This window comes from Gordonia sp. NPDC058843, assembly GCF_042743165.1.
Lineage (GTDB): Bacteria > Actinomycetota > Actinomycetes > Mycobacteriales > Mycobacteriaceae > Gordonia.
Map to the genome: position 1 here is coordinate 40,215 of NZ_JBHYNC010000007.1, position 21,828 is coordinate 62,042.

22 protein-coding genes are annotated in these 21,828 nt (G+C 68.5%); 13 read left to right on the forward strand and 9 right to left on the reverse strand.

Features of this window, described 5'->3' with window-relative positions; genetic code table 11:
- Positions 1 to 11: 11 nt before the first annotated feature.
- Both ACFW3F_RS07235 and ACFW3F_RS07240 read left to right on the forward strand, forming a co-directional pair.
- The gene (locus tag ACFW3F_RS07235; RefSeq protein ID WP_388055745.1) at positions 12 to 1,004 is read left to right on the forward strand and encodes a Ku protein; all 993 of its coding nucleotides are present in this window, start codon (positions 12 to 14) and stop codon (positions 1,002 to 1,004) included.
- A 74-nt stretch (positions 1,005 to 1,078) separates the two neighbouring features.
- The gene (locus ACFW3F_RS07240) at positions 1,079 to 2,413 is read left to right on the forward strand and encodes an MFS transporter (protein WP_388055747.1); all 1,335 of its coding nucleotides are present in this window, start codon (positions 1,079 to 1,081) and stop codon (positions 2,411 to 2,413) included.
- A 43-nt stretch (positions 2,414 to 2,456) separates the two neighbouring features.
- On the opposite strand, the gene ACFW3F_RS07245 is transcribed toward ACFW3F_RS07240, so the two are convergent.
- Both ACFW3F_RS07245 and ACFW3F_RS07250 read right to left on the reverse strand, forming a co-directional pair.
- Complete coding sequence (locus ACFW3F_RS07245; protein WP_388055749.1) at positions 2,457 to 3,362, reverse strand: LysR family transcriptional regulator ArgP; 906 nt, start codon at positions 3,360 to 3,362, stop codon at positions 2,457 to 2,459.
- 9 nt (positions 3,363 to 3,371) lie between these two features.
- A complete protein-coding gene (locus ACFW3F_RS07250; protein ID WP_388055751.1) occupies positions 3,372 to 4,433 on the reverse strand; it encodes an ABC transporter permease in 1,062 nt (353 codons plus the stop codon).
- A 91-nt stretch (positions 4,434 to 4,524) separates the two neighbouring features.
- Between ACFW3F_RS07250 and ACFW3F_RS07255 the strand changes: the two genes are divergently transcribed.
- The 7 genes from ACFW3F_RS07255 to crtI all read left to right on the forward strand — a co-directional run bounded on the left by ACFW3F_RS07255 (position 4,525) and on the right by crtI (position 10,893).
- Positions 4,525 to 5,139 carry a TetR/AcrR family transcriptional regulator gene (locus tag ACFW3F_RS07255; RefSeq protein WP_388055752.1) on the forward strand — a complete coding sequence of 205 codons (615 nt, stop codon included), beginning with the start codon at positions 4,525 to 4,527 and terminating at the stop codon, positions 5,137 to 5,139.
- Between the two features lie 69 nt (positions 5,140 to 5,208).
- On the forward strand, positions 5,209 to 5,844 hold the full coding sequence (locus tag ACFW3F_RS07260) for a LysE/ArgO family amino acid transporter (protein WP_388055754.1): 636 nt from the start codon (positions 5,209 to 5,211) through the stop codon (positions 5,842 to 5,844).
- A gap of 118 nt (positions 5,845 to 5,962) precedes the next feature.
- Entirely contained in the window at positions 5,963 to 6,829 is an 867-nt protein-coding gene (locus ACFW3F_RS07265) for a YhjD/YihY/BrkB family envelope integrity protein (RefSeq protein WP_388055756.1), read from the forward strand.
- Positions 6,813 to 7,535: a CDP-alcohol phosphatidyltransferase family protein gene (locus tag ACFW3F_RS07270; protein WP_388055758.1), complete on the forward strand. Its 723-nt coding sequence runs from the start codon at positions 6,813 to 6,815 to the stop codon at positions 7,533 to 7,535. The genes ACFW3F_RS07265 and ACFW3F_RS07270 overlap by 17 nt, the downstream gene beginning before the upstream one ends.
- Positions 7,536 to 7,682: 147 nt before the next feature.
- Positions 7,683 to 8,246, forward strand: coding sequence for an isopentenyl-diphosphate Delta-isomerase (idi, locus tag ACFW3F_RS07275; RefSeq protein ID WP_388055760.1), 564 nt, complete (start codon positions 7,683 to 7,685; stop codon positions 8,244 to 8,246).
- A gap of 44 nt (positions 8,247 to 8,290) precedes the next feature.
- Positions 8,291 to 9,232 carry a phytoene/squalene synthase family protein gene (locus ACFW3F_RS07280; RefSeq protein ID WP_388055762.1) on the forward strand — a complete coding sequence of 314 codons (942 nt, stop codon included), beginning with the start codon at positions 8,291 to 8,293 and terminating at the stop codon, positions 9,230 to 9,232.
- Positions 9,233 to 9,285: 53 nt separating this feature from the next.
- The gene (gene crtI, locus ACFW3F_RS07285) at positions 9,286 to 10,893 is read left to right on the forward strand and encodes a phytoene desaturase family protein (RefSeq protein WP_388055764.1); all 1,608 of its coding nucleotides are present in this window, start codon (positions 9,286 to 9,288) and stop codon (positions 10,891 to 10,893) included.
- 314 nt (positions 10,894 to 11,207) lie between these two features.
- Here crtI and ACFW3F_RS07290 read toward each other — a convergent pair whose 3' ends face one another.
- The 6 genes from ACFW3F_RS07290 to ACFW3F_RS07315 form a co-directional block, all read right to left on the reverse strand.
- A complete protein-coding gene (locus ACFW3F_RS07290; protein ID WP_388055766.1) occupies positions 11,208 to 11,804 on the reverse strand; it encodes a hypothetical protein in 597 nt (198 codons plus the stop codon).
- A gap of 154 nt (positions 11,805 to 11,958) precedes the next feature.
- Complete coding sequence (locus tag ACFW3F_RS07295) at positions 11,959 to 13,458, reverse strand: phytoene desaturase family protein (RefSeq protein ID WP_388055768.1); 1,500 nt, start codon at positions 13,456 to 13,458, stop codon at positions 11,959 to 11,961.
- A complete protein-coding gene (locus ACFW3F_RS07300) occupies positions 13,455 to 14,588 on the reverse strand; it encodes a glycosyltransferase (RefSeq protein ID WP_388055770.1) in 1,134 nt (377 codons plus the stop codon). Before ACFW3F_RS07300 ends, ACFW3F_RS07295 begins: the two co-directional genes overlap by 4 nt.
- On the reverse strand, positions 14,575 to 15,444 hold the full coding sequence (locus ACFW3F_RS07305; RefSeq protein ID WP_388055995.1) for a carotenoid biosynthesis protein: 870 nt from the start codon (positions 15,442 to 15,444) through the stop codon (positions 14,575 to 14,577). Before ACFW3F_RS07305 ends, ACFW3F_RS07300 begins: the two co-directional genes overlap by 14 nt.
- 5 nt (positions 15,445 to 15,449) lie before the next feature.
- Positions 15,450 to 16,166, reverse strand: a complete 717-nt coding sequence (locus ACFW3F_RS07310) for a monooxygenase (protein ID WP_388055772.1) — start codon at positions 16,164 to 16,166, stop codon at positions 15,450 to 15,452.
- Positions 16,163 to 17,305 (reverse strand): polyprenyl synthetase family protein, encoded by a 1,143-nt coding sequence (locus ACFW3F_RS07315; RefSeq protein ID WP_388055774.1) that lies wholly within the window; start codon positions 17,303 to 17,305, stop codon positions 16,163 to 16,165. Before ACFW3F_RS07315 ends, ACFW3F_RS07310 begins: the two co-directional genes overlap by 4 nt.
- A 105-nt stretch (positions 17,306 to 17,410) precedes the next feature.
- On the opposite strand from ACFW3F_RS07315, the gene ACFW3F_RS07320 reads away from it, so the two are divergent.
- On the forward strand, positions 17,411 to 17,704 hold the full coding sequence (locus tag ACFW3F_RS07320) for a hypothetical protein (RefSeq protein ID WP_388055776.1): 294 nt from the start codon (positions 17,411 to 17,413) through the stop codon (positions 17,702 to 17,704).
- Positions 17,705 to 17,762: 58 nt separating this feature from the next.
- Complete coding sequence (locus ACFW3F_RS07325) at positions 17,763 to 19,043, forward strand: alpha-hydroxy-acid oxidizing protein (protein WP_388055778.1); 1,281 nt, start codon at positions 17,763 to 17,765, stop codon at positions 19,041 to 19,043.
- A 277-nt stretch (positions 19,044 to 19,320) separates the two neighbouring features.
- Here ACFW3F_RS07325 and ACFW3F_RS07330 read toward each other — a convergent pair whose 3' ends face one another.
- Entirely contained in the window at positions 19,321 to 20,274 is a 954-nt protein-coding gene (locus ACFW3F_RS07330) for an oxygenase MpaB family protein (RefSeq protein ID WP_388055780.1), read from the reverse strand.
- Between the two features lie 86 nt (positions 20,275 to 20,360).
- Here ACFW3F_RS07330 and ACFW3F_RS07335 point away from each other — a divergent pair, with 86 nt between their 5' ends.
- Both ACFW3F_RS07335 and ACFW3F_RS07340 read left to right on the forward strand, forming a co-directional pair.
- Positions 20,361 to 21,062 (forward strand): TetR/AcrR family transcriptional regulator, encoded by a 702-nt coding sequence (locus tag ACFW3F_RS07335; RefSeq protein WP_388055782.1) that lies wholly within the window; start codon positions 20,361 to 20,363, stop codon positions 21,060 to 21,062.
- A 28-nt stretch (positions 21,063 to 21,090) separates the two neighbouring features.
- Entirely contained in the window at positions 21,091 to 21,738 is a 648-nt protein-coding gene (locus ACFW3F_RS07340) for a TetR/AcrR family transcriptional regulator (protein WP_388055784.1), read from the forward strand.
- The last annotated feature ends 90 nt before the right edge of the window (positions 21,739 to 21,828 follow it).

The window sequence follows — 21,828 nt, forward strand, 5'->3', positions numbered from 1 at the left end:
TCCCTGGCAGAATGGCCCCCATGCGCTCGATCTGGAAGGGCGACCTCAGCTTTGGCCTGGTCAACGTGCCGGTCAAGGTCTATTCCGCGACGGAGAGTCACGACCGCAAGTCGTATCAGGTCGACTCGTCGGACGGCACCCGCATCCGGTACCGCCGCGTGCGCGAGGGCACCGACACCGAGGTCGAGTACGGCGACATCGCCAACGCCTACGAATCCGAGTCCGGCGAGACGGTGATCCTCACCAAAGAAGACCTCGGATCGCTGCCGGTGCAGAAGAGTCCTGAGATCTCGATCCTGGAATTCGTGCCCGCCGAGCAGGTCGATCCGATCTACTTCGACAAGCCGTACTACCTCGAACCGTCGTCGAAGTCGCCGAAGGCGTATGTCCTGCTGGCCAAGGCGCTGGAGGAGACGGATCGGCTCGCGATCGCCTCGTTCACCCTGCGGAACCGGACACGCGTGGCGGCGCTGCGGGTCGTCGACGGTGTGATGACGTTGCAGACGCTGCTGTGGCCCGACGAGGTCCGCAAACCCGACTTCGGCTTCCTCGACGATGACACCGAGATCCGCGATCAAGAACTGCAGATGGCGGCGTCCCTGATCGAGTCGATGGCGTCGGACTACGATCCCTCCGAGTTCGAGGACACCTATCAGAACGAGCTGACCAAGCTCATCGAGGCCAAGTCCGAGGGTGGGGAGGCGTTCCCCGAATCAGAGGACGAGAACAAGGACACCGAAGACTCCGACGTCGCCGATCTCCTCGCCGCGCTGCGTGCGTCGGTGAAGGACAGAGGGGACTCGGACTCCGAGGACGCGCCCGCCAAGAAGGCGCCGGCCAAGAAGGCGCCGGCCAAGAAGGCTGCGGCCAAGACCGCCGCGAAGAAGGCGCCGGCCAAGAAGACCGCCGCCAAGTCGACCGCGAAGAAGGCGTCCTCGGGCGGTTCGGACAGCGCGACGACCAAGAAGGCACCGGCCAAGAAGTCCTCGCGGAAGGCGAGCTGACCCGCTCCACCGGAATTCGGTGGCCCCCGAAAATCAGGTGGCACCGCGGACTGCGATTCGGGCAAGCTCGTAGGGTGAAATCCGCCGCCGACGCCCGTCTGCCCCGCGCGCTGTTGCCGTTCGCGCGCCGGCAGTACCGGTTGCTCGCGTCCGGACTGATCCTCGCGATGTTCGCCGACGGCGTGTGGACGATCGCGGTGATCTGGCAGGTGATCGCGCTCGGCGGCGGACCTGGTCAGGTGTCGCTGGCAACCGGCGTGGCCGCGGTGGGAATGTTGTTCTCCACACTGGCCGGTGGTGTCCTTGCCGATCGGATCTCGCAGCGCCACATCATGATCGGACTCGAGGTAGCGAAGATGGTCGCGTTCGGCGCGATCGGGCTGGCATCGATCACGGGAGTGCTGCAACTGTGGCATGTGGTGCTGGCGTCGCTGCTCGGCGGCATCACCACCGGGATGTACTACCCCGCGTACTCGGCGTTGCTGCCACGGGTCGTCGCTCCGTCGGAGTTGCAGGCGGCCAATGGGATCGAGGGGTTCTTCCGTCCTGTCGTCTTCCAGGCGGTCGGCCCCATGGTCGCCGGCGCCGTCATCGGTGCGTGGGCGCCGGGGCCCGCGGTGCTGATGGCGGCTATCGCGGCCATCTTGTCGAGTGTCTGCTATCTCGGGATGGCGCCGGTCACCGCGCGCCGGTTCGGGGAGACGGCCGAGGAGCAGCCGGAGATCGCCGACGGTGCCGGCGTTCGTCGGATCGTCACCGACCTGGCGGAGGGATTCGGCTACATGGCCCGGACCCCGTGGCTGTGGGGGACGCTGCTCTTCGCATGCGTCCTGGTGCTGGCGACGCTCGGCCCGATAGAGGTGCTGGTGCCGTTCGCGCTGCGCGAGCGTGTCGACGGCGGCGCGACCCAGCATGCCTGGGTGCTGGCCGGATTCGGACTCGGCGCGGCCGCGGCATCGCTGGTCTTCGCCTCGATCCCGATGCCGCGGCGGTACCTGACCGTCATGTTCTCGCTGTGGGCGTTCTCCAGCCTGCCGTTGGTGCTGATGGGCCTGGCCGACTCGACATGGATGTTCATCGCCGCCGGAGTGACCTTGGGTGTCCTGTTCGACGGTCCGATGGTTCTGTGGGGCACGCTGTTACAGCGTCGGGTGCCACCGGCGCTGCTGGGCCGCATCGCCAGTCTCGACTTCTTCGTGTCGGTCGCGCTGATGCCGGTGTCGATGGCGATCGCGGCTCCGGTCTCGTCGGCGATCGGGCTGACCGCCACGTTCGTGCTCGCCGGGCTGCTTCCGGTGCCGGTCGCGTGGGCGTTCTACTTCGCCGCCCGTATGTGGCGCGACGAGATCGAGAACCCGCTGGTCGACGCGGAACACCCCAAATTGGTCGACCCCGCGACGATTCCATGACCCGGAGCCGCGCGTGCCGCGGCTTCGGACTGTGGAGACGGCGTCAGAGCCCCCGGGCGGCGCCGTCGATCACTGCTGTCGTGAGTTGTTGCAGCAGAGGTGAACTCAGCTTCCAGTACTGCCAGTACAGCGGGACGTCGATGTGATGGTCGGCGACGAGGCGTACCCGGCCGGAATCGAGGGCCTCGGAGATCTGGACGACCGGCACAGCGCCCCAGCCGATGCCGAGTTCGACGGCGCGGTGGTACTCGGTCGACGCCGGGATGTAGACCGCGGGTGGGTCGACGGGGCCTCCCGCCAACGCCGCCGAGATGTTGCGCTGGATGTGATCGTTGCGGTCGAACTGCACCATCGGGGCTCGTGCCAGCGAGTCGGCGTCGGGTCCATCGGGAAGCCAGGTGTCGATGAATTCCGCTGTGGCGACCGGCAGATACCGCATCGTGCCGAGGGAATGGAGTGTGCAACCTCGGATCGCGAGGGGTTCGGACGTCACCGCGGCCAGGACGTCACCGGTGCGGAGCATTGCGCTGCTGCGCGTTTCGTCGTCGCGGAAGACCTCCACCGCCACGGCGTGTTCGCGATGGAACCGGGCCAGCACCGGTAGCAGCCAGGTGGCCAGCGAGTCGGCGTTGGTGGCGATGGGGAGGTGAACCCGTGGCCGCGCTGTCAGCGGGAGATCGCCGTCGGCGGCGGTCCCGACGAACTCGGCGCGAGTCTCGGCGAGCAGCAGCTCCCACTGTTTGGCCAGTCGGACGAGGACCTCGCCGTCGGGCGTGGCCGTGGCCGGTTTGGTCCGGCGTAGCAACACCCGCCCGACAGCGGATTCGAGGGCCTTGACCCGCTGGCTCACCGCCGACGGGGTGATATGGAGGGCCGTGGCGGCCGCGTCGAACGTGCCTTCGCGCAACACCGCGGCCAGCGTCCGTAGGCCCTCCTGGCTGATGTCCACGAGCCGAGGCTAGACGACGCCGGTCTGCCCGCGTCGTCCCCGCAGCACGCCGAGTGCCAGAAGCGCCGCTCCGACGGCCATCCAGCCGAGGAGTACCGCGACCGGTCCGGCAACGCTTGCCTCGGGGAAGTACGCCGCGCTCCGCAGCAGCGTGCCGCCTGCACCGGGAGGGAGCCACTGCCCGATCGCGCCCCAGGGGCTCGGCAGCAGATACGGCGAGGATGCGAGCCCCGACAACGGGTTCGAGATCAGGATCATCACCAGCGCCGACAGTCCGACCCCGGCGGTACCGAACAGCGTGCCCGCCCCGACGGTGAACCAGGCGATCGCCGCGATCATGGCGGCCGCTGCCAGCCCGACCACACCGACCCCGCCGTCGATGACGCCCAGCCACGACCAGACCGCGGCGAAGCCGAAACCCGCGACGAGCGGACCGAGGACAGCCACGGTCACCTGCATCGCAACTCGACCGCGCAAGGCGACGGCCGCTGCACCGCCCACGGCCATGCCGGCGATCAGCAACGGCAGCAGTCCGGCGGCGAAACCGGTTCCGCGCGAGTCAGTTTCGGGGGTGGGCACGACCGATTCGACGGCGACCGGTATGCCCCGGGCGGTGCCGATGCCGCTGCCGACCCCGGCGACGACCTGCGCCAGCACGGGTGACCCGGCCTCGGCGGTCAACACGGTAACGCCGCCGGGGCCGACCGTGATCGCGCCCACCAGGTCGCGGCGTTCGATCGCGGCACGGGCGTCGTCGGCATCGGCGAGCCGCTCGACGGCGAACGCATCGTCGCCGGCCCGCTCGGCGAGTGCCGACTCGATCGCCTGCGCGGCGGGTGGGGGAGCGACGAGACCGATCGGGGCCTGGTGCGGTTCGGGGTCGACGGCCAGCGACACGAACATCGCGGCGATCGCGACCACGACCGCGGGGATGAGAACGATCATCGCGGTCACGGTCCGCCAGTTCGGTGCGTGTGCGGGACGGGACGCGCCGGCGGATCGTGCGCCGTCCGGTGCGGTGTCGTCGGACGGAAGGGGTCGGGCTTCCGGTTGGTGCAGGTCTGCATTCATGACGTCTCCTAAAAAGAACGAACCTTCGTTTTAGAGTATGCGCTTGACGGACGGACGAAACAAGAACGAATATTCGTTTTAGACTGTTCGCATGCCGAAGATCAGCGACGAACGCAAACTCGAGCGCAGTCAGCAGATCCTGGAGGCCGCGCGTCGATGCTTCGCCGGCAAGGGGTTCCACCGGACGTCCATGTCCGACGTCATCCGGGAGTCGGGACTCAGTGCAGGAGCGGTCTACTCCTACTACTCCTCGAAAGAGGAGCTCATCGCGGCGGTGGCGAGGTCGGTGTTCGTCGCCTACGAAGCCGGGATCAGCAGCTTCGACGATCCGCGGACGCGGCCGGCGTCCCCGGAGGAGGCGGTTCGCCTCCTCGCCGCACGAATCATGTCCGAGATCGCCCCGCTGTCCGACGGGTTCCGGATGGTGCTCACCGTCTGGGGGGAAGCGGCCAACAGCCCGGAGCTGCGCGAGACCGTGCGCGACATCGTGCTCGGCCTGCGCGCAGTCTTCGAGCGGGTGCTGACCAGGTGGCGCGACACCGGGCACGAGCTGCCGGCCGAACCCGCGGAGCTCGCGCCCGTTGTCGTGTCGGTGATGCAGGGCGCGGTCGTGCAGCAGGGACTGGTGGGTGACCTCGACCTCGCGTCGTACATCGACACCGTCTGCGCGGTTCTCCGGGCGTCGGGCATGGGTGGCCCCAGATGAAGCTGAGCTGATGATTCGTCAGAAACTTTCGCTGTACTGACGAAGGGCTGCGACCCTAGCGTCGTCCAGGTGACCAGCTATCTCCTGCCCGCTCTCGCCGGACTGCTGACCGGCGCCGGACTCATCATCGCCATCGGACCCCAGAACGTCTTCGTGTTGCGCCAGGGCGTCGCGCGTCGGCACACCGCGCCGATCGTGGCGGTCTGTGCCGTCTCCGACATCGTGCTCATCGTTGCGGGCGTTGCCGGGCTCGGCGCACTCGTCGCCGCACACCCGGCGGTCGTGACATTCGCCAAGGCGGCCGGTGGACTTTATGTGGGGGCGCTGGGCGTGCTGGCCGCCAGGCGTTGTGTGCGCAGCAACGAGGTCATCGCGGCGGATACCGCCGGGGCCGCCGACAGGTCCGCCGAGTCCACCGGGCGGTGGGTCGCGGTCGGTACGGCGCTGGCCCTGACCTGGCTTAACCCCCACGTCTACCTCGACACCGTCATCACCATGGGTGCGATTGCCAACGGGCACGGAAACGGCAAGTGGGCCTTCGCTTTCGGCGCCTGCATCGCGAGTGTCCTGTGGTTTGTCGCGCTCGGCGGCGGGGCCCGCAAACTGTCCGATTTCTTCGCCAGTCCCCGCGCCTGGAAAGTGCTCGACGCGGTCGTCGCGGTCATCATGCTCGGCATGGCGGTGGCGCTGTTCGGGTCGATCTGAGGAGGGGATCGATGGTGTTCGGACATCGCCCGAGGGGCCTCTCGACACGCCGCGGCGGCGTAGGTGAGGAGTTTTCGGGTATTCCGGAGGGGTGACACCGCGCCGATCGGCCCCCACGGTGACTCGCGAGACCACGATCCGCGAGCACGCGAAGACGTTCGACGTGCGCGCCCTTCTGTCCGACGTCCGCACCGTCCTCGGGCGCGGGGACCTCGCCGCGGCCGCGGCGACCCTGACCTACTACGCCGCGATCGCCGTGGTGCCGTGGGCGCTGCTCGCGATCTGGTCGACCACGTGGATGCCGGGTGCACCCGACGAGGAGTCGCTCGCCGAGTTGCGGGTGCTCGTCCCGGCGCAGATGGGCGGCCGCGGCGTCTTCGACGAGGCGGTCGCGGTGGGTACCGGACTGTCACTGATGAGTGCTCTGGTGATGCTGTTCCCGGCATCGTTCTACGGCGAGGGAATCCGCCGCGCGTGCGTCACGCTGCATCCGCGCGAGGATCGCTTCACCGGATGGCGTTCCCGGATCTGGGTGCTGGGCTTGCTGGTCGTCCTGCCCCCGCTCACCTATGTCGTGGTGATGGTGAGCGGAACACTGACCACGCTGGCTCCGGACGGAGGCGGTTCCGGGGGGTTCGCGGACCTTGCTCTCCGTGTCGTCGTCGAGTTCATCACGGTGTGGCTGACCCTCACGGTCGCCCTGACATGGGTGTACTGGCGAGTGACGCCCGGACCTCAGACCCTGGGCGTCGCGGCGCTGGCCGCGCTCGGGACCGCATCCTTCATCGCCGGGTTCACCCAGGGATTCTTGTTGTTCCTGTCGCTGCCGATCGACGTCGGAATCCCTTACGGTGGTCTTCGGGTGATCGGTGGGGTGGTCGCCGCGGGCCTGTGGCTCTACGTCGCGCATGTCATCGTGATCGTGGGGTGGGCATTCGGCCAGGCCATCGGGATGCAGGGAGGCGAGCGTGTCCACCGAGCCTGATCACCTGGCCCAGGGAAGCGAACAGCGTCCGGCGTCGGCTCGGGAGGTCGCACTCGAAGCCTGGTCCGAACTGCACGGCGGCATCGATCCACGGACCAGCTTCTGGGTACGCAACTGGGTGTTGATCAGCCACGGTTGCGCGCGCCCGCTCGTACGCCTGGGGATCTCCCCGAACACGGTCACCGCACTGGGAGTCATCGCCACCGCACTGGCGCTGTGCCTGACCATCCTCGGAGACTGGTGGGCGCTGCTCGCGGCGTTCGTGATCCTGCTGGCCGCACTGCTCGACGGCATCGACGGCGCGATAGCCGCGCAGACCGGCACCGCATCGCGATGGGGACGCATCAACGACGCCGTCGCCGACCGGTTCTCAGACGTCATGCTGGTCGGCATCCTGGTGGTCGTGGGTGCGCCGGCGTGGCTCGGTGCGACGATCGCCGTCCTCACCTTGATCCTCGAGATCACTCGCGCGACAGCACAGGCAGTCGGGATGACCGGTCCGGGTGCGGTCACGGTGTGGGAGCGTCCGTCGAGGGTGATCCTGGCGGTGATCGCCGCGGCGTGTTCGACCCTGTGGTGGAAGGCAGACATCGGCTTCGCTCATGCGCTCGCCACCGCCATCGCCCTGATCGGCGTCGTGCTGGCCGCCGTGGGGACGATCCAGTTGGGAATCGCGGTGCGCCGACAGACCCGCGGACTGGGCTGAGAAGGGGCGCAGTCGGCTGGATTCGGTCCGGATCGCCGGGTTGGCCTCGCTCCCCATCCGGACCGGACGTCGGTGACGAACAATGGACGACGTAGCTCGACCCGACGAGCTTCACATGATGATCGCAAACCCGATGAGGATGCCTGGATGACGAACGATTCGGTAGTTCTCGCCGACGCCGATGGCCGCCCCTGTGGCACGGCAGACCGCGAGAGCGTGCACGGATTCGACACCCCGCTGCACTTCGCCTTCTCGTGCCACCTCGTCGACAACGGCCGCATCCTGATGACCCGCCGGGCCCTGTCCAAGCGCAGCTGGCCTGGTGTGTGGACCAATTCCTTCTGCGGACATCCGCGCCCGGGCGAAGACGTGGTCGATGCCGTGCACCGGTATGCCCGCCGTGAACTCGGCATCGACGTCGCCGACGTGCGATGCATCCTGCCGGATTTCCGCTATCGGGCCGTCGACGCGAGCGGGATCGTCGAGAACGAGATCTGCCCGGTGTTCGTGGCGCGACCCCTCGGAGAGCCGGAACCGGCCCCGGACGAGGTCGCCGAACACGTGTGGACCGACGTGTCCGACGTGTGGTCCCTCGTCGAGCGGACACCCTGGGCGGTCAGCCCCTGGTTCGTCGAGCAGGTGCGTCAGTTGCCGGGGCACACCAGCGCCTATGACACCCATCCGGCGATGTCGCGGGCGTCGAATTCATGACGTCAGGCAGATCCGTTCAATTCATGAGGACGAGGAGCGGTCGGATGATGCACATGCCCGGTCATACCGGGGTGGTTCCACCCCACCGACGCTACGACGAGGTCGCCGAGGCCAGCGCAGCGCTGGTGATCAAGTCGTATTCGAGTTCATTCGGGCTCGCGTCGCGACTGCTACCCCCGCGGATCCGCCGCGACATCCAGAACATCTACGCGCTGGTCCGCGTTGCCGACGAGATCGTCGACGCGCCCCGCCCCGAGCAGGGACTCGTCGACCGCAGCAACGAACTCGACCAGCTCGAAGAACAGACCAGCGTCGCGCTCGTCACCGGGTCGAGCAGCAATCTCGTCGTCCACGCCTTCGCCCAGACGGCGCGACGGGTCGGGATCGACCTCGACCTCGTCGGACCGTTCTTCGACTCCATGCGCAGCGACCTGACCCAGGTCCAGCACGACTTCGACTCACTGGCGACCTACATCTACGGGTCGGCCGAAGTGGTGGGTCTCATGTGCCTGCGCGCGTTCCTCGACGGCGAGCCCAAGTCGGCGGCGCAGTACGACCACCTTGCGCCGGGCGCGCGTCGACTCGGAGCGGCGTTCCAGAAGATCAACTTCTTGCGCGACTTCGGCGAGGACTGTGACGGTCTCGGCCGGCGCTACCTCGTCGGCCTCGACCCCGACGACCCGGCCGACTCCGCCTGGGCACTCTGGCTCGATGACATCGATCTCGACCTCACCGCCGCCGCGGCCGCCATCCCGCACCTACCGGCGGGAAGCCGGGTCGCGGTGTGCACCGCGCACGACCTGTTCGCCGAGTTGACCGCCCGCCTCCGCGAGTCGTCGGCCACCGAGGCCCGACGCACCCGCGTGCGAATCCCCAACCCCGGCAAGGCCCGGATCGCCGCCGCCGCCGTCGCGCGGCGTGGCATGCCGCGGACCACCCCACGTGCCGACGCCTTCGGCCTCCAGCGACGAAAGATCAACGTATGAGCGGGTCCGGAACGCGCCGTCCTGCGTGGGCTCCGCAGAAGAGAGACCAACGCATGAGCGAACCCAGACGCGTCGTCGTCATCGGTGGTGGAGTCGCCGGACTGGCCACGGCCGCCCTTCTCGCCCACGACGGGCACGACGTCGAGCTGGTGGAGAAGAACGACGAACTCGGCGGTCGAGCCGGTTCCTGGGATCGCGACGGGTTCCGCTTCGACACCGGCCCGTCGTGGTGGTTGATGCCCGAGGTCTTCGACCACTTCTTCGAGATGCTCGGAACGTCGACCGCCGAGCAACTCGACCTCGTGCGTCTCGATCCCGGGTATCGGGTGTTCTTCGGCGATCGCGAGGACTCCGATGAGAAGCCCATAGACGTCTTCGGCGACCGTGAACGCAACCGGGCTCTCTTCGAGCAGATCGAACCGGGTGCGGGAGCCGCACTCGACAACTACCTGCGGACCGGTAGGCAGGCCTACGACCTCGCGGTGGAACGGTTTCTCTACACCAGCTTCGATTCCCCGCGCGCCTTCCTCGGCCTCCCGGTACTGCGGCACGCGAAGACCCTCGTCACCCTGCTGACGACGTCGCTGCAGTCCTACATCGCCGCACGGTTCACCGACCGCAGGCTCCGTCAGGTTCTCGGGTATCCAGCGGTGTTCCTCGGCTCCTCGCCTGAGCGCACCCCCGCGATGTACCACCTCATGAGCTGGCTCGACCTCGCCGACGGTGTGCGATACCCCAACGGGGGTTTCACCACCCTGGTCGACGCGCTCGAGCGGGTGGCACGCGAACGCGGCGTACGGATCTCGACCGGTACGGCCGCGACCGCAGTCCTGACACGGAAGCACACCGGAACCCGGTGGGCGCGGTGGCGCCGTCGCGCCGGGGTGGCCGGGGTGCGCGTCGAAGACGCTGACGGTGCCAGGCGAGACCTGTTCGCGGACATCGTGATCGGTGCCACCGATCTCCATCACCTCGAGACGAGGCTGCTGCCCCGGGAACTGCAGACCTTCCCCGACCGCTACTGGAAGCGCGCCACCTCCGGTCCGGGTGCGGTGCTCGCGCTGCTCGGCGTGCGCGGCGAGGTGCCCGAACTGGCGCACCACTCGCTGTTCTTCACCGACGACTGGAAGACGAACTTCGACGCCATCTTCGAAAGCCCCACGCGTGTCCCGGACCCGGCATCGCTCTACGTGTGCAAACCGTCGGCCACCGATTCCTCGGTGGCGCCGTCGGATTCGGAGAACCTCTTCATCCTGGTGCCGGTGCCGCCCGATCCGGGGCTCGGCCACGGTGGTGTCGACGGCGGCGGCGACCCCGACATCGAGAAGGTGGCCGACCGCGCCATCGCGATGATCGGGCAGTGGGCGGGCGTTCCCGACCTCGCCGATCGTGTCGTCGTGCGGCGCACCATCGGCCCCGCCGACTTCGTGGACTCGGTCAACTCCTGGTGCGGCGGTGCTCTCGGCCCGGCACACACGCTTCGGCAGAGCGCGTTCTTACGTTCGACGAACCGGTCGCGCAAGGTCGACGGGCTCTATTACGCGGGATCGAGCACTCGTCCCGGCATCGGCCTGCCGATGTGCCTGATCAGCGCCGAACTCATCCGGAAGAAGCTTCGCGGCGACCGGTCGGTGGGGCCGATGCCGGTCGGGAGTCGCTGACCTGCAGTGACGGGTTGCTCCGTCGAGGTTTGACAGCCCGGTCACCCGGGTATGAGCGCGTGACGGTGCTCACAGTGAGCGGGCGAAAGGTCCGGGTGACATGGAGAGATCACGTACGAGTTCATGGTGGCGCGGCCCGCGGTGGGTATGGTCGCGTCGGAATCTCACGCCGCAGGAGCGATTCAACCTGGAAGCCTCGCGTGTACCGGTGGCGGTCGTGACCGCGTCCCTGGGCGGGCATGCCTACACATACCGCGATCGGGTCTGACGCAGTCGAGTGCACCGACCGATTACCGAACCGGCGATCACACGCCTTAGATCTGCACCTGGACGATCAGTGTGCTAGCTCCAGGCTGGTCCAGTTGGACGAGATCGGGATTGCTCGGTGAACCGGTGGTGAGTCTGCTCTGCTCGTTGAGCGCGGCGGAGAAAGTGGTCGTGGACAAGCTGTTGGATATCCGAAAATGCCACCGCACGGTTGCTGTCTGCCGACCGCCGCAACCTGGTATCACACTACCCATCAACTCGAACCCCAACGTGTACGAGCCTCCCGGGGTCACTCGACCTGGCGATCGGTCTTCCTTGCTCACCTGGTCTTTTCGTTCATCATCGTCCACCCGCACACATCTATCGATGTCGTCATCGACGGCAATCGTCACGTTCGCCGAGGGGCGAACCCTCGAGCTGTAGAGGTCGGACTCGATGTACCGGAAGCTCACCTTGAATTGTGGTGACGCGTATCCGGGCGCGGGGCCGGCCGTCGATCCCAGGTTCGGGAGAGCTCGCGCGAGATCGTCTAGTGGCGACGCCGACGACGCGCCGGCGCCGGCCACCACCTGGACGCCCGCGATGGTCGCCGCAATCACGGTGACGAGCAAGCAGAACCGGGAACCTCTTGTCGGCTGGGCCATTTGCCGATTGTAGTGGACAAGCGAACTTCAATCCGGGGATCTAGTGAGCCCGATCTCGTTGCATTCGTATCCGAGCGGTCCGGCGATCGCGGGTCGCGCTGCACCCACCATGATTCGGGCAGGAACAAGCGACGTCGTACGCCCGGCCCAACACTCAGCGATGCGCGGGCGCCGGACCGACCAGGTCCGCGACGATCTTCGCCGACATGACCACGAGCGGCAGACCGCCACCGGGATGCGACGATCCGCCGACGAGGTAGAGGCCCGGTATCGGTGAGGTGTTCGACGGCCGCAGGAACGCCGAGCGCGGACCGTTCGACGACGAACCGTAGATCGAGCCACCCGGTGTCCTGGTACGACGTTCGAGGTCGGCCGGCGAGACGATCAGGCGGTGACGGACCCGGCCAGTCAGGTCCAGGCCGCGGTCGGCCATCACCTCGAGGACCTGGTCGGCATAGGAGTCGGCCAAACCCGCAGTGTCCCAGTCGACGCCGTGCTCAGGATCGTGTCGGGGTGCGTTCACCAGCACGAACCACGCGCCCGTTCCCGGGCCGGGCACGATCTCGGGGTCGGCCGGGGCGGAGATGTACACGGTCGGTCGCGCAACAGGCCGCGGCGGGCCGCGGAACCCGAAGACCGCGTCGAACTCCTCGTCGTAGTCCTCGGCGAACAGCACCTGGTGGTGCGGCTGGGCCGGCGGGTCGTCGAGGGCGAGGAGGAGCACGAACCCGGACAGGGACGGCGTCGTCCGTCGCAGCAGCGCCGAGGGACGGCGGGCCGCGCGACGCGGCACCAGACGGTCGTAGACCTGCCGGGCATCGGCATTGGCGACGACCACATCCGCGGGTCGCCTGCTTCCATCGGTGAGCACCACGCCGTCGGCCCGGCCATTGCTATCCATCGAGATCCGGTCGACCTCGACACCCAGTTCGATCCGTCCGCCGAGTTCGGTGAGACGGTCGCGCATCGCGCCGGCGATCCGGCCCAATCCGCCTCGCACGTACCATGATCCGAACGCCTGCTCGGACCACGGCACGGAGGCGAGCGCCGCTGGTGCGCGGCGCGGGTCGGACCCGGTATAGGTCGCGTAGCGGTCGAGCAGCATGCGTAGGCGCGTGTCGTCGAGGTAACCCTCGCCGAGACCGCGCAGCGTTCGCCACGGCGCGACGGTACGCACGTCCGACGGGGTGGCGATCCCGCCGATCATCGTGCGGATGCTCATCGGAGATTCCAGGAACGGCTCGTGCGTGACATCCCAGACACGTTGTGCGCGTTCCAGAAACGACGACCACTGGGCACCCCGCCCCGGTCCGAGGGCGGCGTCGAGCGCGGCCGGGATGTCGTCGAGGGTTCCCGGCATGTCGAGGACGGTGCCGTCGGGGAAGCGGTAGCGGGCGGCGACCGGGAGGCGTTCCAGGGTCAGGGATTCGTGGATCGGCGATCCGGTCGCGGCGAAGAGCTCTTCGAACACATGCGGCATGGTGACGAGTGACGGGCCGGTGTCGAACACGAAGCCGTCGTGCTCGATGACCCCGAGCTTGCCGCCCACGTCGTCGAACTGCTCGAGGACGGTGACATCATGACCGGTCGAGGCGAGACGCATGGCGACGGCCAGCCCACCGACGCCCGCGCCGATCACGAGGACTCGGGTCATCGGCGAACCTCGATGGGTCGTCCCTTCCATTCCAGGCCTCCGCGGTGCCGTGCGAGCGTGGAATCCACTGCGAGGCCGGTGAAGACGAGGATCGACAGCGGGTGGCCGAGGGCGTCGGGCCACTCGCGGCCGCCGGTGCAGCGGGCCGACACCATCCGTGCGGCCACGCCGGCGAGGTACCCGACGAGGCCGGTTCGCGAGCCGAACAGCGCTGCGGCCGCGGGGAGTACGTACATCAGGCACAGCAACCCGGTGGCCGCCAGCGTTCCGCCCGGCGACCCGAACGCCGACCAGAGCGACTTGCGGTAGCCCGCGCGAACCTCTCGCCAGCCGTGATACATCCGGCAGGAGGCGACGCCGCTTCCCTCCGCAACGACGCCGCGGCCGCCGGCCGCCTTGATCGCACGCAACAACGCGATGTCCTCGAGCACGACGTCGTGCACCGCCGCGTGGCCACCGGCGCGCCGGTACGACGCGGCATCGACCACCAGGAACTGACCGTTTGCGGCCGAGAGGGATTCGCGCGATGAGCGCTCGGCGAGCCCGAGTGGCAAGGTGCTCAGCCACGACCACTGCAGGAGCGGCTGCACCAGTCGTTCGCCCGCACCTTCGGCGACCTGCCGTGGGTACGGGCTCACCAGGTCGAGTCCGGTGTTGCGGAGCAGCGCGAACGACGAGGTGAAGGCATGCGGCTCGACCACCACGTCCGCGTCGAGGAAGACATAGACCCCGTCGGAGAACGCCTCGTCCGCGAGTTGGGCACAGGCCCAGTTCTTTCCGAGCCAATCTGGAGGCGGCGTGGTACCAGTCAGGACGTCGAGTCGGTCATCGAACTCGGTCAGTCGGGCGAGTACGGCATCGGTTCCGTCCACCGAGCCGTCGTCGAGCACGAGGATCCTGATCGGACCGGGCCAGCGGTCGGCAGCTTCGAGGACGGCGAGCAGGCACCGTTCCGCGGTCTCGGCCTCGTCGCGCATCGGGATGAGCACCGAAAGCGGTTCCGGCGCCGGGATGTCGGCGAGATCGGGCCGGCGTACGCGGCGAGCGTTGTCGAGGGTCAGGGCCAACGACGCCAGCGAGAGCGCGGTACCCGTGGCGACCAACGGGCGTAGCAGGTCAGACACCCGCACGGCGACCCTTGATCTCGACGACCAGCAGCGGGATGGCGACGAGGCCCATCAAAAGTCCGCCGGTGAGGGCGACCGACGGGCGGCCGAAGAAGACCGCGTGGGCCATCACCGACGAGAAGTAGGTCCACAGATACGCAGTCACCGGCACGGCGTCCGTTCCGGCACGGCCGGTATCGGTGCTCTCGTCACGGCGGATCAGGAGGTCCAGCGTCGCGACGATGAGGAACGAGACCAGCAACCAGCCGGCGAAGTTCGTCAGCGGGATGTCGGCCACCCCGGGCAAGGATGGGGTCGGGTACCGCCACACCCAATTGCCCTGGTCGACCATCTGCGGATCGAGGAACACGTCCCACGCCGTCAGTGCGTACGCGCCGATTACGGCGGTGGCGGGTCGTGCCCACCGCCCGGCGATGCCGATCGCGCGGATGAGTCGTCGGGTCACGACCAGCGCGGGCCACGACATCATGATCCAGGCCAGCGGGACCAGCACCGGCACGCCGAGGACCTTCAATCCCAGGCCGTCGGTGTACTCGTAGGTCCCGAACGGGAATCCGGTGCTCACGCCGACGGACTCGGCGACCAGGCCGCCGCCGCCGGCCACCACCGCGAGGACGACCGCTGCTGCGACGCCGCGGGTCGCGGCCGCGTGGACGAGCGACGCCGACGCCAGGAGCAGCACGCTCGCCACGGTCAGCGGCAGGGTGCCGCCGCCGGTCAGCGGAAACGCGATCTGGACGCCGATCGTCGCCGCCAGCAGGATCCACGCGACGGTGACCAGCCCCCGATTCCACGACGTGGTGCCGTCCGTCCGCGATCGAGGCGTCGGAACCGAGCGGTCGGGGTCGGTGCTGTGCAGGAGACTCACGCCGACCTCCCCTCGTAGGTGCCGACGACATCGGTGACGGCGAGTCGGGCGAACAGCTCCTCGGCATACCAGCGCGACGGTGCGGTGCGGCGGACCGCCGACAGATGAGCGGGGGAGCGATAAGCGAAATCGGTCAGATGCTGGGCCGAGTCCCAGATCGAGAACGTGCCCTGCACACCGATCGGGAGTTCGCCGACGCCGAGTGCCAGCCGATTACCCTGTGCGCCTGCGAGTTCGGTCGCCACCGGCGGGACGGCGCGCCAGAACGACGCCATCGTGGTGGGCCGCAGGCGCGCCCGGGTCAGCGCGGCGACCGGGCCCGACCACCCGGCTCCGGGTCCGCGGTGGTCGGCCGACGGACGCGTCGTCTCGAACGGGTCGACACGCGACCACCGTCCCTTCGATCGGAGCGGTCGCATGGTGACCCGCAGTTCCTCGGTGCTCGAATCCTGCCAGCGTCGAAAGACTGCGGAATCTTGTGCTGCCGAGGCGGACTCGTCGTCGTACCAGACGGTGAGGGCGGCCCAGTGCTTGAGGTCGGCGCTCTCCATGGTGAACGTGCGCGCGGTGCCGGTGCCGAGGAGCTTGGCGAAACGGAGGCCGGGTGTGCGGCGGAGGGCCCGACGGCCGGACGACATCCGTCCGAGCGCCGGCAGGACCCGGTCGACACCCCAGACGCGGAGCTCGACCGTCGGTCCGGCGGGAGCGGTCATGCGCGCCGCCACACGCAGCGTTCGATCAGGGATGTCAGGGCATGCCGGCTCAGTGAATCGATCGGAGCGTCGTCGACGATCCCGAGCGCCTCCTCGGCGAGGTCGACGATGCGCTGTTCCACGCGTTCGACGGCTCCGGTGGAGTGCAGGACCTCGCGCATCCGGGCGGCACCCTCCGCATCGAGATCCGGGTTGCCGAGACAATCGGCGATCACCCGGCGCTCCATCCGCCCCGCCGATTCCTCGGCCACCGCGATGAGCATCGTGCGCTTGCCTTCCCGTAGATCGTCGACGGCGGGCTTGCCGGTGACCTCTTCGTCGCCGAAGACGCCCAAGATGTCGTCGCGGAGTTGGAAGGCCTCGCCGGCGGTGAGGCCGATCCGATCGTAAGCCTCGAGCAGTGCCGACGGGGCGCCGGCGAGCGTGCCGCCGAGTCGTAGCGGCTGGCCGATCGTGTACCGCGCGCTCTTGTAGCGCAGGATGCGCGCCGTGCGGTCGGCGTCGGTGCTGTCCTCGGTCTGACTGAGCATGTCCAGGTATTGGCCGGCGTAGGCCTCGTCGCGCATCGCCGACCACGTGTCACGAACGGCTCGGCGGGTATCGGAGGTCGCGTCGTCCACCGCCGCCGCGGCGAGATCGTCGGACCAGGACAGGCACATGTCGCCGACGAGGATCGCGACGGCGGTGCCGTGGCGCTCGGCGTCCCCGCGACGCTGGGCGCGCAGATGGGCGTCGGCGAAGTGTCGGTGCACGGTGGGCAGGCCGCGCCGGACGTCGCTGTCGTCCATCACGTCGTCGTGGACCAGGGCGGCGAGATGGAACAGCTCGATCGCGGCCGCCATCTCGACGATGCCCGGCACGGTCCGGCCCTCGGCTGCGCCTCGTGCGCCCCAGAGGCAGAACGAGGCGCGCAGACGCTTGCCGCCGCCGATGCGTTCCGACACGACGTCGATCGCGGGAGTCAGTTCCGCCCCGACCTGCTGCAGGGTCGAGGCGTGGCTGCGGAAGTGTGCGACGAGCACCTCTTCGACGAGTTCGAGATCGGTCGTCGAGGAGTCGATCGGATGCAGGTCGCAGGCCGGGGAGATCGACCGTGCAGGCGGCGCTGACGAGTCGGTCATCTCGGCGGTCGGTGTCATGACGGGGTCCTTCGGAAGTCCTGGGGTTGCGCTCGGTTACCCCGTCTTCGGAGCCGTAATCGTGGACGGATTGGTGGCGGCCGTGAAGCCGGTAGCGTGAGGCGCATGGCTGTGGATGCAACGGTGCCCGTGGTGGCGGTCGGTCTTGTCGGTGGTTTCGCGGTCGCCCGGTACAGCGGTCGACGTGAGCTGGGCGGTGTGGTGCTCGGCACGGCCGGTGCCTGGTGTACCCGCCAGTGGGCGGTGACGAAGGGGCCTGCTGTCGCGGGCGGTCTGCTGGTCGGCTACCTGGCGGCGTTCGGCGGATCGCATCCCCTGGCGAAGAAGATCGGCGCATGGCCGGCCGTGGCGGCCGTGACCGTCGCCGCGACAGGTGCCACCGCCGTCGCCACCCGCTGAGCGGCGCGCCTCGGCAATATCGGCCGGACGGCCGACGCCGGCACTACCATCACCACCCATGATCTCCGGATACGGGCGGGCGCGGCAGAACGAGATCTACACGGCTGGGGTGCATCGGCGAAAGCCGCGTGTGCCAACGGATTTCGCGGAACTCGAACGACGTGCCAAGCGTGCGATGTCGGCTCGGGCCTGGGCGTACATCGCCGGCGGCGCAGGCGAGGGCCGCACCATGGCGGCCAACCGCGCGGCACTCGACCGGTGGGCGATCGTGCCGCGCATCCTGCGGGATGTCTCTCAGCGGAATCTGGGTGTCGAGCTGTTCGGCCGGCAGTTGCCGGCGCCGGTGCTGTTCGCACCGGTCGGGGCCGGTTCGCTCGCTGCCCCCGACGCCGACGCGCTCATCGGTCGCGCCGCCGCGGAGCTCGGTGTGCCGTACATCTTCTCGAATCAGGCGAGCGTCGCCATGGAGAACGTCGCGGCGGCGATGGACGAGGTGGCGGACGGGGCGCCGCGGTGGTTCCAGCTGTACTGGTCCACCGACGACGACCTCGTCGACAGCCTGCTCGCACGCGCGGCGGCGATCCGCGCCGAGGCGGTGGTGGTCACGTTGGACACGACGATGCTGGGATGGCGGCCGCAGGACCTCAACCTCGGCTCGCTGCCCTTCGCCCGGGGTCAGGGCATCGCGCAGTACACCTCCGACCGTAGGTTCGTCGACATCGTCGCCGACCGGTTGCGCATCGCGACCGACGAACGCCCGGAGATCTCCCTCGGCGCGATCGCGACTCTCGTCTCGATCACCCGCAACGCACCCGGCCGGTTCCTGCAGAACATCCGGTCGCCGCAGCCGCGGGCCGCGGTGCAGACATTCCTCGACATCTACTCGCGACCGTCGCTGAACTGGGACGACCTCGCCGGACTGCGCGCCCGCACCTCGCTGCCGATCGTCTTGAAGGGCGTGCTGCACCCCGACGACGCGCGGCGTGCCGTCGACGCCGGGGTGGACGGCATCGTCGTCTCCAATCACGGCGGCCGGCAGGTCGACGGCGCGATCAGCACGATCGACGCCCTCGACACCATCGCGCCGGTTGTCGATGGCCGCATCAAGGTCCTCGTCGACTCGGGGATCTACACCGGTTCCGACGTGTTCAAGGCGCTCGCCCTCGGTGCCGACGCCGCCTGCATCGGGCGACCGCACATGTACGGTCTCGCCCTCGCGGGAGCCGACGGTGCCCGCGACGCGGTCGCCGACATCATCGCCGAACTCGACCTCACCCTCGGGCTCGCGGGGCACACCGATGTCGCCGAGCTCGGCCGCGAGGCGCTTCGGCGGCTGTAGACCCACTGTCCCCTAATCCGAAAGACCGCATAACCCCTGCTCCCTAATCCGAAAGAACCGCATAACCCCTGGTCCCTAATCCGAAAGAACCGCATAACCCCTGGTCCCTAATCCGAAAGAACCGCATAACCCCTGCTCCCTGAGGTGCGAGGAGCGCAAGCGACGAGCCTCGAAGGGCCTGGTGCGACACGTTGCGAGGCCCGTCGTGGCTCGCTTCGCTCACACCTCAGGGAGCGTGAAATTCGGGGGCGCGTCGAGGTTGACGAGCCTCGACGACTCAGACCAGCGGGCGACCCGTGCGCATACGCCACCGGACGTCGGCGAGTAGGACGTTGAACGGGAAGGCGCGTACCCACTTCGGGGCGCGCGTGATGACGGCGCGCAGGACCGCGTTGTGCTTGTCGAAGTACAGCTCCTGCCACGGCGAGAGCTGAACCCGCATCTTGCGACGGAAGTTCTCGGGCAGGAATCCGATGGCCATGATCTGGAAATGCCAGCCGAACAACCGGGAGACCACGGGGCCGAGGAACTCGGCGCGGGCGATCGACATCAGGTACTCGCGGATGGTGTCGTCGATCTCGAGGGTCTCGACCGTCTCGTTCCAGTACGTCTCGAAGTCCTCGCGCGTGGCGGGCCACATCTCGCGCGGGACCTGCAGCGTCGTGCCGAGTACCGCGCCGGCCTGGTAGCGCTCGTCGGTCACCTCGGTGACCCCACCGAAGATGCGGTGGACGTCCTCGGTCCCGCGGTAGAGACAGGCCGCGACCCACAGCTGCAGGGTCGGGTCGAAGGCGTTGTACTTCACAGGGCTGTCGGCGGTCGATCGGACCTGCGCGTGCGCCTTGCCGATGGCCTTCCGGTAGGCCTTGCGGTCCTTGGCGCTGCCGAGTCCGGCGACGGCGAGGTAACTCAGCGTGGTGCGGCCGCGCTTCATCGGGTGCTTGAACAGGTTCCCCGAGTCCACGCGGCTCTCGTAGACGCCGTACCCGACCGCAGGGAGGCTGAGCTGCATGATGACGTTCGCGGCGCCGGCGAGTACGCCGATGCCGAGGGGGTCGAGGTCGCTGGTGGGGAGCGCGTCGAGCTCGGCTCGGGACATGCGGGCGGATGAGGGGAGGAACTCGGTGTCCGGGCGCTCCGCGGTGAGGAACTCCTGAACCTCAGTGGTCACGTCCGGCGACGGCTGTGGTGACAGGGCCGAACTTCCACTGGTGATAGGCTCCGTTGCCATCGAACACCCCTCCTGCTCGAAATCTGGAAACGTTTGTTTCCCGTTTAATGACACACCTAACTTACCGGGGTGTCAAGATAGGAACCATGGGACGAGCACCATCGACTCCGGACAGCCGATCCGGTGCGGCGTCGGACTCGGCCGGCACGCTCCGCGCCTACGGCGGTGAGGGCGGCGACACCCGCGTCGCGCGGCGTCGATCAGCGCTGTTAGACGCCGGGCTCGACCTGCTCGGCGCCGGTGACGTGGGCGCGGTGACGGTGCGCGGCGTGTGTCGGCATGCCGGACTCACCGCCCGGTACTTCTACGAGAGTTTCGAGTCGGTCGATCAGCTCGTCGGCGTCATGTACGACGAGGTCATCGAGGAGATCGCACAGGCCAGTCTGGCGGCGTTCTCCGAGGGCGCGAGCATGCGCGCGAAGGTCGCCGGCGCGGTGGCGGCGATCGTCGACGTCATCGACGCGGACCGCCGCAAGGGGCGGCTGCTGTTCTCGCAGGCCCTGCTGAGCCCGGTCATCGCGGCCAAGCGGATGGAGTCGACCACGCTGTTCGCGGGCCTCACCCTGCAGAGCACGTCGGCCATTCTCGACGTCCATGTCGGCCCGTCCGCAGCCGTCGGCGTGGCGCACTATCAGGTCGGTGGACTCAGTCGGCTGCTCGCGGCCTGGCTCGAGGGGGACGTCGAACTCGGCAAGGCCGACGTCGTCGATCTGAGCATCGCATTGCTGGTCTCGCCCGCCGAGATGCTGGAGAAGAGTCTGTCGCGCCGTAGCGGCGATGCGGAGTAGTTCTGCGTGTGGGGATATGTTTGATGCCATGAGTGGCGGAACCGGCGAAGCAGACCTCCGTCCGGCAACGCAACCGCTGGGCGGCTGGCGCGACTACGGCGAGCCCGAACTCCCGGTTCCGCTGGCGGCGGCGCTGGCCGCGTTCGCCGAGCAGGGTTACCACGGCACCTCGGTTCGAGAGATCGCCGCACGCGCCAATCTGTCGGTGCCGGGTCTGTACCACCACTACCCGTCGAAGCAGTCGTTGCTGCAGGGTCTGCTCGAACGGACGATGACCGATCTGCTGGCGCGCTCGGAGGCCGCGATCCTCGAGGCCGGGCCCGAACCGATCCGGCAATTCGATGCGGTCGTCGAGTCGCTCCTGCGGTTCCACATGTATCGGCGCGAACAGGCGTTCGTCGGTTCCACCGAGATCCGCAGTCTGGACGACACCTACCGGCCCACCTACATCGGCCATCGGGACCGGCAGCAGCGGATGGTCGACGAGATCGTCTTCGCCGGCGTGGAGGCGGGCGAATTCACCACGGAGTATCCGAAAGACGCGGCGCGTGCCGTGGCCACCATGTGCGTCGGGGTGTCCACGTGGTTCAAGCTCGACGGGCTTCTGGGTCCGGATGAACTGATTGCGCGCAATCTCCAGCTGGCCCGCGCGCTGGTCGGGTACGGCGCGGGCTGACGGCACCGGCCGACGCCGTCGTCGGTGTGGCTTGACCCGGCGGGTGTCGCCTGGCAAGGTATGGAACGCCGAGCGAGCGATCGGTCGGCG

Bases quoted from the DNA above. Each gene is read 5' to 3' on its own strand.
- ACFW3F_RS07325 (WP_388055778.1), top strand. From the start codon at position 17,763: ATGATCTCCGGATACGGGCGGGCGCGGCAGAACGAGATCTACACGGCT.
- ACFW3F_RS07310 (WP_388055772.1), bottom strand. From the start codon at position 16,166: ATGACCGCTCCCGCCGGACCGACGGTCGAGCTCCGCGTCTGGGGTGTC.
- ACFW3F_RS07235 (WP_388055745.1), top strand. From the start codon at position 12: ATGGCCCCCATGCGCTCGATCTGGAAGGGCGACCTCAGCTTTGGCCTG.
- crtI (WP_388055764.1), top strand. From the start codon at position 9,286: ATGAGCGAACCCAGACGCGTCGTCGTCATCGGTGGTGGAGTCGCCGGA.
- ACFW3F_RS07290 (WP_388055766.1), bottom strand. From the start codon at position 11,804: ATGGCCCAGCCGACAAGAGGTTCCCGGTTCTGCTTGCTCGTCACCGTG.
- ACFW3F_RS07250 (WP_388055751.1), bottom strand. From the start codon at position 4,433: ATGAATGCAGACCTGCACCAACCGGAAGCCCGACCCCTTCCGTCCGAC.
- ACFW3F_RS07340 (WP_388055784.1), top strand. From the start codon at position 21,091: ATGAGTGGCGGAACCGGCGAAGCAGACCTCCGTCCGGCAACGCAACCG.
- ACFW3F_RS07295 (WP_388055768.1), bottom strand. From the start codon at position 13,458: ATGACCCGAGTCCTCGTGATCGGCGCGGGCGTCGGTGGGCTGGCCGTC.
- ACFW3F_RS07335 (WP_388055782.1), top strand. From the start codon at position 20,361: ATGGGACGAGCACCATCGACTCCGGACAGCCGATCCGGTGCGGCGTCG.
- ACFW3F_RS07330 (WP_388055780.1), bottom strand. From the start codon at position 20,274: ATGGCAACGGAGCCTATCACCAGTGGAAGTTCGGCCCTGTCACCACAG.
- ACFW3F_RS07320 (WP_388055776.1), top strand. From the start codon at position 17,411: ATGGCTGTGGATGCAACGGTGCCCGTGGTGGCGGTCGGTCTTGTCGGT.
- ACFW3F_RS07280 (WP_388055762.1), top strand. From the start codon at position 8,291: ATGATGCACATGCCCGGTCATACCGGGGTGGTTCCACCCCACCGACGC.
- idi (WP_388055760.1), top strand. From the start codon at position 7,683: ATGACGAACGATTCGGTAGTTCTCGCCGACGCCGATGGCCGCCCCTGT.
- ACFW3F_RS07255 (WP_388055752.1), top strand. From the start codon at position 4,525: ATGCCGAAGATCAGCGACGAACGCAAACTCGAGCGCAGTCAGCAGATC.
- ACFW3F_RS07315 (WP_388055774.1), bottom strand. From the start codon at position 17,305: ATGACACCGACCGCCGAGATGACCGACTCGTCAGCGCCGCCTGCACGG.